This window comes from Marinobacter sp. BSs20148 (genome assembly GCF_000283275.1).
Taxonomy (GTDB): Bacteria; Pseudomonadota; Gammaproteobacteria; order Pseudomonadales; family Oleiphilaceae; genus Marinobacter; species Marinobacter psychrophilus.
In genome coordinates this window covers 1,600,517-1,615,872 of record NC_018268.1, presented here as the reverse complement: position 1 = coordinate 1,615,872, position 15,356 = coordinate 1,600,517, and the positions used below count along the sequence as shown (strand labels likewise).

The following is a 15,356-nucleotide window of genomic DNA, read 5'->3' as shown; positions in this document are numbered from 1 at the left end:
AAGCCTCTTTATTTAGCATGCGCCTTGGGGCACGTAGATATAGCCCTGTTCCGTGCAGCCGAATACCCGTTCACTGTTCCCAGCCTGGTACAAAGCCGCAATATACAGGCAAACAATCGCATCCAATACGTCTTCATTATGCTTCAGAGCTGCACCACGCAAAGACTGAATACGCTGCGGATCCAAATAGGGTAAAAATAACGGGCCTATGATCAACATCATTCTTTCGGACTGCGCCAGGCTAAGCAGTAAACTTGCAAGCCGGGCCTGGCCCTGGCGCTTATCCGCTACCTGGCCTTTTTTATAAAACAGCCGCTCAGGAAGCTGAAATATTTCGATCAATGCAGGGTGGGGATAACACTCCAGCTGCCACTTTTGACCGGGTGCAGCTACATGGCCGAAGCCGGCTGCGTGCAAATGGTCTCCTAGCAACACGCCGTTGGAAGCGGGAAACAGCGTCAGATTGCAAGCGTGGCAGGATGCCTTCCGCGCACCATAAGCCACCGCGACACCACGCTCACAGGGCCGCTGCCCGCTCTGGTTACGAATGATGAGTGGGCCGTCTACCGCCACGCCGTGAAGACTGTCGATAGAGTCCAGAGCACTGGCGACGGTGTCAAAACCGTGAAGGTTTTCAAACACGCCAGTCACGGCTACAGCGCCATCGGCAACGTTCCCTACCGCAATAGCCGTAGGGTTGCGATTGCCCTGCCAGGCGAGGTCGACACCTGCAATCACTGCCATAAAATTACCTTTCAAGTTTTCATTTTACGCTAAGACTACCACTGTAAACGGTGACCCGTTCATTCGAATTCTTAATCCTGGCGGTTGAAATCCGGCTCTGTTCGGAATACTGTATATTTAAACAGTACTTCGAGATTTAGCCATGAATGAACTTCTATCCGCCCTGAAGCAAAGCGCACGTATCTGGCAGGGTCATCAGTCTGCGCACACCCGTCAACCGGCAGAATCCACCGGTTACCAAGCGCTGGATAACCAGCTGGGCGGGCTGGGCTGGCCGCGGGGAGCACTCAGTGAATGCCTGCTGGACACACCCGGTATTGGCGAGCTGCATTTACTGCTGCCACTGATGCAGCGCCTGACCCATAGCGGAAAAACCGTATTCTGGCTAAACCCGCCGTACATTCCCTATGCCCCGGCACTGGTGCGTGAAGGTGTTGACCTTGACCAGGTTGTGGTCATTCATACAAAGGACAGCGGTGATTTTTTATGGACCTTGGAAAACTGCCTGCGTTCACCGGTCACAGGGCTGGTTATGGCCTGGCCCGGCAAGCTGGCGTTACGCGACGTGCGGCGCTTGCAGCTGGCCGCTGAAGCCGGCAGCAACGTGTGCGTATTGTTTCGCGAACGCTGCCATGCCGCGCAAAATTCGCCGGCAGCTCTGCGCCTTGAGTTGCAGCCAGACGCTAATCAATGCCTGCACGTGCAAATACTCAAACGCCGCGGCAGCTGGCCGGGCCAGCACTGCGAACTGCCGTTGCCGCAGCGAGCTGGCCTGGCTGCGGCCGAAACCAGCCGCGTGGTTAAGGGCCCCTGGCTCAAGTCGACCCGGTAACCCTTTATGCTGTGGTTACACCTGCATTTTCCTCAATTATTGCTGGACCATATCCGCCGGTCCCGAAAGCAGGACACTGCGTTAGTGATTGTTGACGCCTCTGGCCAAAAGGTGCTTCAAGCCTGTACTCAGGCCAGCAGCCAAGGCGTGCAGCCGGGTATGCGGTTGAAAACCGCCCTTAGCCTGGTGGCGGGTCTGGCCATGGTTCGTACCGATCCAAAGCAAGAAGCCCGGGTGCTGCAAGATCAGGCTCGATGGCTATACCGCTGTGCCGCACACGTTACCCTGGTGCCGCCAGATGGCCTGCTGGCTGAAATCGGCAGCCTACAAAAACTGTACGGCGGTTTACCGTCGGTGTGGGAAACCGTGGAGCAAGGCCTGAACGAACGCCGCCTGACGGCCTGGTTGGGCCTTGGCCACACACCACTGGCGGCACGCCTGATTGCCCGCACTGGCAAAGGTGAATGCAGCGTCGACCAGGGCCACATAATGCGCCTGCTGGAACAGTTGCCGCTTGCAGAGGCAGAATTTGATACCCAGGCCTGCACCCGCTTACAGCGATTGGGCCTGAACACACTGGGCAACCTATTCGCCCTGCCCGCAACCGAATTGGCGCGGCGGCTGGGCCCAAAAATCCTGGCTCATAGCCAAAAAATACAAGGTACAAGACCAGACCCACAAATGCCTTGGCAGCCTCCGCACCGATTTCGCCAGCAAGCGGATTTTGCCGAAGACATCGAACATTCCCAGGGACTGCTATTTCCACTACAACGCATATTGATTGAGCTGGAAGAAGACCTGTGCTGGCGCCAGCAGGAAACCGACAGTCTGAATGTGTTGTTGTGCTATCGCTACACAGAACCCACCCGCCTGCACATACGCACGTCCGGCCCGGAGCATCGGGCCGAGGCTTTTCTGAATTTGATTCGCTTACGCTTTGAACAACAGCCTCTGCAAGCTCCGGTGGTGTCACTGGTATTGCTAGTAAAACGCTTTATTGGGCGTGAAGCCGCCAGCGGACAGGATTTGTTGGGCGAAACCCAAGATATGAACGAAGCCTGGCACACTCTGATCAGCCGCCTGCAGGCCCGGCTGGGCGACGGAGCGTTGCAACAGCTGGCGCCACACGCTGATCACCGCCCTGAGCAGGCCTGGGCCAGTGCCGATGTACAACGCAAACGGCGCAAAGCCAGCGCCGCGGAGAATCCGTTACCTTGCCGCCCGCTGTGGTTAATGCATAAACCTCAGCCGTTACACACTAAGCCGCAGGCCTGGTTTTCCGGCCCGGAACGCATCAGTGGCGGCTGGTGGGATGGCCAAAGGATACAGCGAGATTATTACATCGCCCAATTACCCAGCGGCCAGTTGGCTTGGGTATTTCGGGATGCCAGTCAGGGCTGGCACATACACGGGTGGTTTGGCTGATGCAGTCTGAAAGCTGTAAAAGTGATGAAAATCATGAGAACCCTGAAAGCTACGCCGAGCTGCACTGCTTCAGCAACTTCAGTTTTCTGACCGGCGCCTCGCATCCTCATGAGCTGGCAGAACAAGCCGCAGGGCTGGGTTATAGCGCCCTGGCCATTACCGATGCCTGCTCGGTGGCTGGCATTCCCCGCGCTTGGGCGGCGCTTAAAAACAGCTCGGTGAAACTCATTACCGGCAGCTGGTTTGAATTGAGCGACGCACCACCCGGGGCCTGCACCCCGCACTTTATATTGCTGGCACGCACCCGCAAAGGCTATGGTCAACTGTGCCAGCTGATCACCAGCGCCCGACGGCGAGCAGAAAAGGGCCAGTACCAGCTGTATTACCGGGACGTGGAAGTACACCCGCTGGACGATTGCCTGTGCTTGTGGTTACCGCCAACATTGGCCAGCGCCGACAGCCAGCAAGCGCTAGTGGCGGGTGAGTGGCTGCTGCGATTGTTTGACCGGCGGCTGTGGCTAGCGGCCTCTCGCACTCTGGAATCCGGTGAAGAACATCAGCTGGCCCGCATACGCTGGCTGGCCACAGAGCTACGCTGCCCCATTACGGCCAGTGGCGACGTGCATATGCATTGCCGCAAGCGTCAGCCCCTGCAGGATGTACTCACCGCCCTGCGCAACCATACCAATCTTGAGAACGCCGGCCATTGTCTGTTTCAAAACGGTGAGCGTTACCTGCGCCCCGTTGCGGTGTTACAGCGCCTGTTCCCCGCCGCCTGGCTGCGGCAGACTCAAGTAATCGCCCAGCAATGTACGTTTGAACCCGGCAGTCTGCGCTATGAATACCCGCCCGATCTGGTGCCCGGCGACACCAACGCCGCCGGTTATCTGCTGAAGCTGACCCGCGAAGGCGAACGCCGGCGCTACCCGGGGGGTACGCCGCTGCAGGTTCAGGCACTGATTCACAAAGAGCTGGGGCTGATTTCGGAGATGCAGTACGAGCACTATTTCCTGACCATTGAGGACATAGTCGCATTTGCCCGCGGCCGCGGCATTCTGTGCCAGGGCCGTGGTTCAGCGGCTAACTCTGCGGTGTGTTATTGCCTGGGCATTACCGAAGTAGACCCGGCAAAAGTCGACCTGCTGTTTGAGCGTTTTATTTCCAAAGACCGCAACGAGCCACCGGATATCGACGTCGACTTTGAACACCAGCGGCGCGAAGAAGTGATTCAATACATTTATCAGCGCTACAGCCGCGACCGCGCAGCCATAGCCGCCACCGTTATCCGTTACCGCCCGCGCAGCACCATCCGCGACGTGGGCAAAGTCTTGGGATTCGACCCACTGCTGGTAGAACAATTGCTAGACGGCATCGACTGGCGCGACAAAGCCACGCCTTGGCGCCAGCAGATACTCGATAAAAACTTGACCCGCAATCCAAACGTCGCTGACCAGTTTTTTACCTTGGTAAATACCCTGTTGGGCTTTCCACGCCACCTATCCCAGCATGTGGGCGGTTTTGTCATCAGCGCCGGCCCTCTGGCGGAATTGGTGCCCATAGAAAACGCCGCCATGGCCGACCGCACGGTGATTCAGTGGGACAAAAACGATCTGGAAAGCCTGGGGTTAATGAAGGTAGATGTGCTGGCGTTGGGCATACTCACCGCCATTCGCAAAGCCCTGGAGATGATCAGCGCCCAGTTAGGGCGGCCTTTTCATATGCAAGACATTCCCCAAGAAGACCCGGACACTTACGCCATGCTGCAAACAGGCGACAGCGTGGGCGTATTTCAGGTGGAATCCCGAGCCCAGATCAACATGCTGCCACGGCTGAAACCCGCCACCTATTACGATCTGGTGGTACAGGTAGCCATTGTGCGCCCAGGGCCGATTCAAGGCGATATGGTGCACCCTTACCTTAAGCGCAGGCATGGTTTAGAACCTGTAAATTACCCCAACCAGGCCATACAGCGCGTGCTGGAACGTACTCTGGGTGTACCCATATTTCAGGAGCAGGTGATCAGGCTGGCCATGGTCGCCGCTGGTTTCAGCGGTGGCGAAGCCGACCAGTTGCGCCGTGCCATGGCGGCGTGGAAATCCCACGGCGACCTGACTCCATTTCGCGATAAATTGCTGAGCGGCATGAAAGAACGTGGACACACCGACGATTTCGCCGAACACTTGTACCAGCAAATCTGCGGTTTTGGCGGCTACGGCTTCCCCGAATCCCACGCCGCCAGCTTTGCCTTATTGGTGTATGTATCCGCTTGGATAAAGCGCCACTACCCGGCCGCGTTTTATTGCGCTTTGCTCAACAGCCAGCCCATGGGTTTTTATTCGGCGTCTCAACTGGTGCAAGACGCTCATCGCCACGGCGTGGACATACAACCACTGGATGTGAACCACAGCCAGTGGGACCACACGCTCCAATCTCAAGCGCCACGATCTCAACCCCTGCAAACCCAAACCGATAATCCTCTATCGCTGCGCCTGGGACTGAGCCAAATCCGCGGTCTATCACAGCAAGCTGGCACGTCCGTTTCCGCCAAAAGGCCAGAAACCGGCTACACGTCTTCCAGCCAGCTACGGCAGCTGACCGGTCTGAACCAGCGCGATATGGAACTGCTGGCCGGTGCCAACGCCATGCCCGGTTTTACCAGCAACCGCCACCAGGCCTACTGGCAGTTGCTGGGCCACGAACAACCGGCTGAGTTATTTATCGGCGAAGACAATAGCGCACCCGAACCGGCCTGCGAACATCTACCAACACCCAATGAGGGCCAGAATATAGTGGCAGATTACAGCAGCCAAGGCCTGACCCTTCAGCGCCACCCCCTGGCACTGCTGCGGGAACAGGGCCACCTGCGTTTCTGCCTGAGCGCCAGCGAACTCAACACCATAGAACCTGGCCGCCCGGTACAGGTAGCCGGCTTGGTAACCGGCCGCCAACGCCCCGGCACCGCCTCGGGTGTCACTTTCGTTACCCTGGAAGACGAAACCGGCAACATCAACGTGGTGGTCTGGCTGGCCACCGCCCGCCAACAGCGAAAGCCCCTACTTACCGCGAGGCTGCTGCACGTAAAAGGCGTTCTGGAACGGGAGGGCGATATTGTGCACATCATGGCCGGCAAACTGTCTGACCTTAGCCACCTGATAAAAGCTCTTCCGGTGAGTTCGAGGAATTTTCATTAAAAACTCAAACAATAAAGGATGCGCTTGGTCCTCACACCTCACCAAATACGGCTGCCAATCGTTGAGTCAGCAATCGCAATCCCTGGCCCTTGTGACTGACTTTCCACGCCAGATAATTCCCGAAAGTGGAGTGCTCATATAACGCAAGCTCTACAAGCTCGCCACTATTGAGTTGGTTTTCAATACGCTGCCGCGGTAGATGGCCTACGCCTATTCCTGCCACTATCGCCTCGACTTTCTGATCTATGTTTTGCACGTAGAAATGTTTGCCGTCGCTGCCTAAACCTGCGCTTCGAGTAATGTCAACGACAGACGTATCATGCGTAATAACCCTCCGGACTTCCGGTAAGCGCCCCTGCAAAGCTTCAGCATTAGCCGCTATGTTTGCCAGCTCATGGTGATAGGCCACGACTGGCACCAGGTCGGCATGGGCCAAGGGTAATGCTCGATACCCTTTTTGCAACGGGACTGGCCCGGGTGACCCGACAATCAAATCTACCCAGCCTTGCTCAAGAGCTTCCCACCCGCCATTCAGCACCGACTCACAGACATCGATTTCAACCGTGGAGTGCGCCTTGAGAAATTCGCCCAAAACGCTGAAAAAGGCCGGATAGGATTGATGACACTCTACAGCGATGCTAATGCGTGGCTCCCAGCCCGTGGCCACTTCTTTTGCCTTGTTCGCCAGTCGCGCGGTAGCTTGAAGTATTTCCCTGCCCTCGACCAATATCAGTCGCCCGGCTGACGTTAGCACCGAACGGCGCCCCTGACGCTGGAATAGAGCAATACCCAGCTGATCTTCCAGCTTCTGTACCGCATAGGAAACCGCCGACGTCGCTTTGTTCAGCTCTTCAGCCGCTTTCGCGAAACTTCCACGCCGATCTATGGCATCCAGTGTTTCCAGAACCTCTATTGAAATTGGGTTCTTTGCCATTATGCCTCCAAAATAACTGTTCTATTATTTAGAACTTTCTAAACAAATATTAGCTCTTATTAGAAATTTCACAACCCTTACAATGGTTCCATCACCTACACAAACCAGCAATTTAAAATTTGGAGAAATAACATGAAAGCACTCATTAGCAAGTTAACCGCCACCAATACTGGTTTGGACACCCTCCCCCTTCGCCTCGGCGCAGGCGTCATATTTACCGCCCACGGCGCGCAAAAATTATTTGGCTGGTATGGCGGCTATGGTTTGGAAGGCACCGCTGGCTGGATGGCATCCATCGGACTTGAACCAGGCATGCTTATGGCAGCAATGGCCGGTAGTGCAGAATTCTTTGGGGGCTTGTTGCTGGTTACAGGTTTACTGGTTCGTCCAGCCGCTTTAATACTGGCGCTCACAATGCTCGTCGCGATCGTCATTGTTCACCTGGAAAATGGGCTGTTTATGTCGAATAACGGTTACGAATTTGGCCTGGCATTGCTGGCGATCAGTGTCGCCCTGGTGTTCAGAGGCGCTGGCAGCCTAAGTGCGGATCGTTTACTGCAAAGGCAACTGACTCAGTAAACGATACACCCATTAATCAGCATGACCGGAGCCATCACATGACCGTATTACATATTAATAGCAGTGTACGATTCAGCAATTCAAATACTCGCATTATTGGGCAATACCTTTTAGACGCATTAGGGGAACCGACCATTAGCCGTGACCTGGCGCAACACCCTCTGCCGCCGATTAATGCCGAGGATCTGGTGGACCTCCACAGTTCATCCAATAGTGATCGGGCCAGTTTACAGGCTCAATTTATCTTGTCAGAGCAATTGATTGACGAGTTGAAAAACGCCGATACCCTGGTGCTGGCTGCGCCGATATACAACTTCGGAATTCCGGCCACATTGAAGCAATGGATCGATAGCATTTGTCGTGCTGGTGTTAGCTTTAAGTACACCGAACAGGGGCCAGTTGGCTTACTCGGTGTAAAACGGGCGTTCATTATTACCGCCTCTGGAGGCACTCCTGTCGGTAGCGATATCGATTTCGCCAGTCGCTATCTGGAGCATATTTGCAAATTCATTGGTGTTAGTGAGGTATTTCATATCGATGCCAGCGGGTCCAAAAGAACGCCAGAGCAAGTAATTGCGCAGGGCAAACAACAAGTTGACGCTTTAATGTCGACCTATTCAGCCAATGAATCTACGGGAGCCGCGTAATGGGTCTGTTACAAAAGGGTCAATGGGTTGACCAGTGGTACGACACCGGCAACAGCGGTGGTGAGTTTCGCCGTCAGGACAGTCGCTTCAGAAGTTGGCTGACACCCGATGGCAACGCCGGCCCAAACGGGGAGCCCGGCTTCAAAGCAGAGAAAGGCCGCTACCATTTGTATGTGTCACTGGCCTGCCCTTGGGCACATCGCGCACTGATTTTTCGCCAAATAAAGCAATTGCAGGATTATATTGATGTCACCGTGGTCAACCCGGTGATGCTTAAAAATGGCTGGGAAATGAAGGACCCTCTTTACGGTCTGGACTTTCTGTATCAATTGTATTTAAAGGCGGATTCCAGCTATGAGGGCCGCGTTACAGTGCCTGTCTTGTGGGACAAGCAAACACAGACCATTGTCAGCAACGAGTCCTCAGAGATTATCCGTATGTTCAATACGGCATTTAATGCTTTAACGGGCAACACCATAGATTACTACCCTGATACGTTACACGAGCGGATCAATGCCCTGAATGAGCGTGTCTACAACACCATCAACAACGGCGTCTATCGCGCCGGTTTCGCCACCACCCAAGAGGCCTATGAAAAGGCATACCATAGCCTGTTCGATTCGTTGGACTGGGTCGAGGGTTTGTTGGCCCGGCAGCGTTATCTGGGGGGCGGCCAGTTGACGGAAGCCGATTGGCGTTTGTTTACTACCTTGATTCGTTTCGATGCCGTGTATTTTGGTCACTTTAAAACCAACCGTCAGTTACTGGCCGATTATCCAGCCATCAGTGGTTATGTGCGCGAGCTATACCAGATACCTGGGGTGTCTGACACCGTCAGCTTTGAGCATATCAAGACCCATTATTATGCGAGCCATTTGATGATTAACCCCACGGGAATTATCCCCGTGGGTCCAGCACAAGATTTTACCGCCGCCCATGGCCGGGAAGGGATTGGAGAAAACTCATGAGAGAATTACTTCAAGTTATAACAGCCCGCCCTGCCCAAGATGGTGACGGGGTCAAAATTCATCGACTTGCGGGTCAGCGCCTGCATCAGGCACTGAATCCTTTTTTGATGATTGATGAAATCAACTCCGACGATGCTGCCGACTATATTGGCGGCTTTCCTGAACACCCCCACCGCGGTTTTGAAACCATTACTTACATGAAAGCCGGGCGCATGCGCCACCGCGACCACATGGGCAATGAGGGCGTTATCAGCGCCGGTGATGTGCAATGGATGACAGCGGGCGCAGGCGTGCTTCACTCGGAAATGCCTGAGCAGGAGCACGGCCTGTTGCACGGCTTTCAAATTTGGCTGAATTTGCCCGGCGCTGAAAAAATGAAGCCTGCGGCTTATCAGGAAATTGCTAGCGCGGATGTTTCCGAGCAGTCGCTATCTAACGGCGGGATGGCTCGCGTTATCGCAGGTTCCGTAACAATCAATCGACAATTGCAGCAAGGCCCGCTGCCAGAGAGTTCAACCCAGCCTATTTTTGTCGATGTGCGCCTGGCTGGCAATGAAACCGTTGAATTGTCTTTCAATGCCGATAACTCTGCGCTGGTGTATGTCTATCAAGGTGCGACAGATTTGATCGACGCACGGCAACTGGGCTTTTACACCAAGGGCAACACTTTGCAACTGCATGCCGGCGCCTCAGGCGCAGGCATGTTAGTACTCAGCGGCTGCCCTATCGAAGAGCCCGTGGTGCAATACGGACCTTTTGTGATGAACACGCCCGAGGAAATTGAACGGGCATTGAAGGATTTTAGCAACCCGCAATTTCTAAATCGGTTAACGTCTGGACGTAAAAGTCAGTAACTTGAGTCAATGCCAACTCGTACTTCCAAGTTAACCGCCAAAAACGAAAAACCCCGCCAGGCTGAGGCCGGGCGGGGTTTTCGGAACAGCAACAGAACGATCAGCTAAGCAACTTGATCATCACGCCAGCTGCAACCGCCGAACCGATAACACCGGCCACATTCGGGCCCATGGCGTGCATCAGCAGGAAGTTTTGCGGGTTGGCCTCCAGGCCCACCTTGTTGGATACCCGCGCTGCCATCGGCACCGCCGATACGCCAGCGGAACCAATCAATGGATTGATGGGATCCTTGGTGAACTTGTTCATCAACTTCGCCATCAGCACGCCTGCTGCTGTGCCCACACCGAAGGCAACAATACCCAGTGCCAGAATACCCAAAGTCTGGCCATCCAGAAATTTTTCAGCCATCAGCTTGGAGCCAACGGATAGGCCCAGAAAAATGGTCACAATGTTGATCAACGCGTTCTGTGCCGTGTCGCTCAAACGCTCCACAACACCACATTCGCGCATCAGGTTACCAAAGCAAAACATACCCAGCAGCGGAGCTGCATCCGGCAAGAACAGAACCACAGCAATCAACACAACCAGCGGAAACACGATTTTCTCGCGCTTGCTCACCGGGCGCAGCTGGGACATCTTGATCGCACGTTCTTTTTTCGTGGTCAGCGCCTTCATAATGGGCGGCTGAATCAGCGGAACCAGTGCCATATAAGCGTAGGCCGAAACCGCAATCGCACCCAACAGGTGCGGAGCCAGTACGCTAGACACGTAGATAGACGTTGGGCCATCGGCACCGCCGATGATACCAATCGCCGCCGCTTCCAGAATGGTGAAGTCTAGAATGCCCATCCAGTCGAGCAGTGCCGCACCCAAAACTGTACCAAAAATACCGAACTGCGCTGCCGCACCCAGCAATAGAGTTTTCGGGTTGGCCAGCAACGGACCAAAATCGGTCATTGCACCCACGCCCATGAAAATCAGCAAAGGCCCAACGGTACTGCCGATAATCACCAGGTAGAAGTTGTGCAACATGCCGTTGCCATAACCGAAGTCAGAGGCCAGGTTATTGGCCATAGCCACTTCTGCCGAGCTACCGGTGTGGTAAGCCGATTTAAACACACCCAGTACGTCTGGCGTTATCGCCTGACCTGCCTGGTAGGCCACATCCAGAGCGCTAGCCAACGCGGCTAGCACTTCCGGTTTTGCCACATGTATGGCATTTTCCGCCGCCGACAGGGCCAACCCTGCCTCTGGAATGTTCGCTAGAATGCCGCCAAAACCAATCGGCACCAGCAGCAGTGGCTCGAAGCCCTTACGGATCGCAAGGTACAGAAGACCCAGGCAAACCACAATCATGATCGCTTGCCCGATTTCGATGTTGAACAGGCCACTGCCTGTCCATAACGTCATTAATTTATCCATGGAATGCTGGCCCTTATGCGATTGTCAGCATTTCATCATCAACAGCGACGGCATCACCGACCTTGATGAAGACTTCACCGACGGTACCGGCTTTCGGTGCGCGGATCTCGGTTTCCATTTTCATGGCTTCCAGAATGATCAACACATCGCCTTCTTCCACGACATCGCCGGGAGAAACCAGAACCTTGAAGATGTTACCGCCCAGGGGCGCGTTAACCGGATCGCCATCACCAACCGGCGCCGATGCAGCGGCAGCAGGTGCCGAAGCAGCCCCGCCTTCTGCCTGAATCTGGCTAATTTCGCCACCCTCAGACACCGCTACCACGTATTTTTTACTGTTTACTTCAACGGTGTACGTTTCGGGACCAGACAGTTTTTTCGCCGGGGCTACGTCGTCCGCCGACGGAATCGGCTCGAACGCATCCGGATTGTTGCGGTTTTCAAGGAACTTCAGGCCAATCTGCGGGAACAGGGCGTAGGTCAGCACATCGTCGATGACGTTATCAGCCAGCTTGAAGTTTTTCTCTTCCGCCAGTTTTTTCAGCTCGTCGGTCAGTTTGTCCATCTCCGAATCAATCAGATCGGCTGGGCGGCATGTAACGACTTCCTTGCCATCCAGAACCCGCTCCTGAAGCTCTTTATTGAACGGCGCAGGCGCGGCGCCATACTCGCCTTTGAGGATGGCCGCCGTTTCTTTGGAAATAGATTTATAACGCTCACCGGTCAGTATGTTCAGTACCGCCTGTGTGCCGACAATTTGCGAGGTCGGCGTTACCAGCGGAATAAAGCCCAAGTCTTCACGCACTTTGGGAATTTCAGCCAGTACTTCATCAAATCTATGAGCGGCGTTCTGCTCTTTGAGCTGGCCTTCCATATTGGTCAGCATGCCACCCGGCACCTGAGCAATTAGAATGCGGGAATCGGTGCCCCGAAGGCTGCCTTCAAACCTGGCGTACTTCTTACGGACTTCGCGGAAATAACTGGCAATTTCTTCCAGCAACACCAGATCCAAACCGGTGTCACGCTCCGTACCTTCTAAAATAGCGACCACTGCTTCAGTTGGCGAATGGCCGTAAGTCATACTCATCGAGGAGATAGCCGTGTCCACATTATCAATACCAGCTTCCGCTGCCTTAATAGCTGTGGCCGTCGACATGCCGGTGGTCGCATGGCACTGCATGTGAATCGGGATATCCAGTTCTTTCTTCAAACGACTAACCAGATCAAAGGCGACATAGGGCTTGAGAATACCTGCCATATCCTTTATCGCGATGGAATCCGCGCCCATATCCGCGACCTCCTTCGCCAGCTCAACCCACATCTCGATGGTGTGCACCGGGCTGGTAGTGTAGGCAATGGTGCCTTGGGCATGCTTGCCGGTTTTACGCACGGCCTTAATGGCCGTGAGCAAGTTGCGGGGATCGTTCATCGCATCAAAAATGCGGAATACGTCCACGCCATTTTCAGCGGCACGATCAACAAACCGCTCTACCACGTCATCCGCATAGTGGCGGTAGCCCAGAAGGTTCTGGCCACGCAACAACATCTGTTGGGGCGTATTGGGCATGACTTTCTTCAATTCACGAATACGCTCCCAAGGGTCTTCGCCCAGGTACCGTATACAGGAATCAAACGTGGCTCCACCCCAAGATTCCAGTGACCAGAAGCCGACTTTGTCGAGTTTCTCGGCGATTGGCAGCATGTCGTCAAGCCGCATGCGGGTGGCCAGCAAGGACTGGTGGGCATCACGCAGTACAACGTCCGTAATCCCCAGCGGTTTTTTAATGTCTGTCATCGTGTCAGCCTTCTGTTTAAAGGTTTTAAATCTCTTTCCGGGTCACTTTTTGTGACGCAACCGGAATTGGGCAACCGCCTGTTTGATCGCCTCTGCGGTGTCAGGATCAACCGACGATTGCGCCTTGGATTTGGCGCGGGACGTTTTGGCCGGAGTTGCCGGCTCAGGCGCAGTAAACCGATTCAGCAGCTTAGACATAATTATCGTTGCGAGTACCAGCACGATCAGAAACGCAAATACAAAACCCATACCCGCAATCATCAAATCAACAGCTTGGGTCATCAGCTCATTCATAACGAATAGCTACCTGTCTTGGTTAGTGACTTTCCCCAAGGAATCCTTACCGATAAGCCATAGGTTCAGCGCTTTATTCAAGGAAACCGGGATACAAAATCCTGCGTAATTTAACGGTTTAATGAGTGATCGGCAACCAGAATGCAAATGGCTATACGGACTTTCCGAATATTTTTGGGTGTTTCTCCACCCATCTCCCCGCCGAACATCCCACATTTATGCCAATCTAGACTAAGCGTGCCCGCAAATTGCGACCTTTTACCTTGCCGCGCTCCAACTGTTCCAACGCACGTCCGGCATGGCGGCTTTCCACGGCTACAAAACACTGAAATTCAAACACATTTATTTTACCAACAGCGCTACCAGGTAAGCCGCCATCGCCGGTCAGAGCACCCATCACATCACCTGGGCGCAGTTTTTCTTTGCGACCGGACGCTATGCACAGTGTTTTCATCAGCGGCTTCATCGGTTTTGGTACAGTGGCCAGCAATGGGCCACTATCACCCCAGATAACCGTTGCACCGCGCTCACTTTCCAGGCGATTGATTTTATGGCCCTGGGATGGGCTGCACAGAGTGACTGCCAGCCCCTGCTCTCCAGCGCGGCCGGTGCGACCGATGCGGTGCGTGTGTATCTCCGGATCGCCCGCCGGCTCGGCGTTAACAACCAGTGGCAATGATTTTATGTCCAGCCCTCGGGCCGCCACGTCGGTGGCCACCAATACCTGGCAACTTTGATTGGCAAAGCGTACCAGAACGCTGTCGCGGTCGCGCTGTTCCAGGTCGCCGTGCAACGCCAGCGCCGAAAAGCCCTGCTGTGAGAGCTCGGCCGCCAGCTCGTCACACTGATGTTTCATAGCGCAGAACACTAGGCAGGATGTGGGTTGATGCTGCGACAGCAGGGCCACGATGGCGCGAGTACGCTGGGTGCCAGAAATCTCATAGAACACCTCGGCAATATCACTGTTCATTTTCTCGGTTTGCGCCCGCACATCCACCGGCTCGCGCTGAAAACCAGCGCTGAGTTTACGAATCGATTCGGGCCAAGTGGCTGAGAACAGGAGAGTCTGGCGCTGTGCCGGCGCGTGTGAAAGAATGTTTTCCACTGCTTCCTGAAACCCCATATCCAACATGCGGTCGGCTTCGTCCAGCACCACGGTGTGCACCCGATCCAGTTTCAGTGTGCCTTTTTGCAGGTGATCCGCTATCCGCCCTGGGGTACCCACAACGATATGAGCACCGTGGGCAAGCGAGCCGATCTGAGGGCCAATCGACACACCACCGCACAGGGTGAGTATTTTTATATTGTCGCGGGCACGGGCCAATTCCCGCAAAGCCTTGGCGACCTGATCAGCCAACTCCCGAGTGGGGCACAGTACCAAGCTTTGTACCGAGAACTGCTTGGGTTTGACATGTTCAATCAGACCAATGCCGAAGGCTGCGGTTTTGCCGCTGCCGGTATGCGCCAAGGCGATAACGTCTTGACCCGCCAGGCAATGGGGCAAGGCCCGCGTCTGAATGTCGGTGGGTTCGGTAAAACCCAGGCGCGTAAGATTGGCCTGCATGGCGGCAGACAGTTCAAGGTCTTTAAAGGATGGCATACAAGAAAATCCCGGAATCAGCAGTTGCTGGTTAAGAAGGTAAACGCGAGGGCGTATACTGAAGTTAGTT

Annotated in this window: 13 protein-coding genes; 7 read left to right on the top strand and 6 right to left on the bottom strand. The window is 54.7% G+C overall.

Annotated elements, in window-relative coordinates; translation table 11 throughout:
- Window positions 1–12: 12 nt before the first annotated feature.
- A complete protein-coding gene (locus MRBBS_RS07265) occupies window positions 13–744 on the bottom strand; it encodes a DUF429 domain-containing protein (RefSeq protein ID WP_014870805.1) in 732 nt (243 codons plus the stop codon).
- A 142-nt stretch (window positions 745–886) separates the two neighbouring features.
- On the opposite strand from MRBBS_RS07265, the gene imuA reads away from it, so the two are divergent.
- Genes imuA through MRBBS_RS07250 form a run of 3 tightly spaced genes read left to right on the top strand, consistent with a single transcriptional unit; the run spans window position 887 to window position 6,192 of the window.
- Entirely contained in the window at window positions 887–1,576 is a 690-nt protein-coding gene (imuA, locus tag MRBBS_RS07260; RefSeq protein ID WP_014870804.1) for a translesion DNA synthesis-associated protein ImuA, read from the top strand.
- A gap of 6 nt (window positions 1,577–1,582) precedes the next feature.
- On the top strand, window positions 1,583–3,001 hold the full coding sequence (locus MRBBS_RS07255; protein WP_041635150.1) for a Y-family DNA polymerase: 1,419 nt from the start codon (window positions 1,583–1,585) through the stop codon (window positions 2,999–3,001).
- Complete coding sequence (locus MRBBS_RS07250) at window positions 3,001–6,192, top strand: error-prone DNA polymerase (RefSeq protein WP_014870802.1); 3,192 nt, start codon at window positions 3,001–3,003, stop codon at window positions 6,190–6,192. The genes MRBBS_RS07255 and MRBBS_RS07250 overlap by 1 nt, the downstream gene beginning before the upstream one ends.
- A 31-nt stretch (window positions 6,193–6,223) precedes the next feature.
- Here MRBBS_RS07250 and MRBBS_RS07245 read toward each other — a convergent pair whose 3' ends face one another.
- Entirely contained in the window at window positions 6,224–7,126 is a 903-nt protein-coding gene (locus MRBBS_RS07245) for a LysR family transcriptional regulator (RefSeq protein WP_014870801.1), read from the bottom strand.
- A 132-nt stretch (window positions 7,127–7,258) separates the two neighbouring features.
- On the opposite strand from MRBBS_RS07245, the gene MRBBS_RS07240 reads away from it, so the two are divergent.
- The 4 genes from MRBBS_RS07240 to MRBBS_RS07225 are packed head-to-tail and all read left to right on the top strand — an operon-like array spanning window position 7,259 to window position 10,174.
- A complete protein-coding gene (locus MRBBS_RS07240) occupies window positions 7,259–7,705 on the top strand; it encodes a DoxX family protein (protein ID WP_014870800.1) in 447 nt (148 codons plus the stop codon).
- Between the two features lie 38 nt (window positions 7,706–7,743).
- Window positions 7,744–8,352: an FMN-dependent NADH-azoreductase gene (locus MRBBS_RS07235; protein ID WP_014870799.1), complete on the top strand. Its 609-nt coding sequence runs from the start codon at window positions 7,744–7,746 to the stop codon at window positions 8,350–8,352.
- On the top strand, window positions 8,352–9,320 hold the full coding sequence (locus MRBBS_RS07230; protein WP_014870798.1) for a glutathione S-transferase family protein: 969 nt from the start codon (window positions 8,352–8,354) through the stop codon (window positions 9,318–9,320). Before MRBBS_RS07235 ends, MRBBS_RS07230 begins: the two co-directional genes overlap by 1 nt.
- Window positions 9,317–10,174, top strand: coding sequence for a pirin family protein (locus tag MRBBS_RS07225; protein WP_014870797.1), 858 nt, complete (start codon window positions 9,317–9,319; stop codon window positions 10,172–10,174). Before MRBBS_RS07230 ends, MRBBS_RS07225 begins: the two co-directional genes overlap by 4 nt.
- Window positions 10,175–10,274: 100 nt before the next feature.
- On the opposite strand, the gene MRBBS_RS07220 is transcribed toward MRBBS_RS07225, so the two are convergent.
- From MRBBS_RS07220 to dbpA, 4 genes are all read right to left on the bottom strand, one after another.
- On the bottom strand, window positions 10,275–11,597 hold the full coding sequence (locus MRBBS_RS07220) for a sodium ion-translocating decarboxylase subunit beta (protein WP_041635149.1): 1,323 nt from the start codon (window positions 11,595–11,597) through the stop codon (window positions 10,275–10,277).
- 13 nt (window positions 11,598–11,610) lie between these two features.
- The gene (gene oadA, locus MRBBS_RS07215) at window positions 11,611–13,392 is read right to left on the bottom strand and encodes a sodium-extruding oxaloacetate decarboxylase subunit alpha (protein ID WP_014870795.1); all 1,782 of its coding nucleotides are present in this window, start codon (window positions 13,390–13,392) and stop codon (window positions 11,611–11,613) included.
- A 42-nt stretch (window positions 13,393–13,434) separates the two neighbouring features.
- Window positions 13,435–13,686, bottom strand: coding sequence for an OadG family protein (locus tag MRBBS_RS07210; protein WP_014870794.1), 252 nt, complete (start codon window positions 13,684–13,686; stop codon window positions 13,435–13,437).
- A 226-nt stretch (window positions 13,687–13,912) separates the two neighbouring features.
- Window positions 13,913–15,286 carry an ATP-dependent RNA helicase DbpA gene (gene dbpA / locus MRBBS_RS07205; protein WP_014870793.1) on the bottom strand — a complete coding sequence of 458 codons (1,374 nt, stop codon included), beginning with the start codon at window positions 15,284–15,286 and terminating at the stop codon, window positions 13,913–13,915.
- Window positions 15,287–15,356 lie beyond the last annotated feature (70 nt).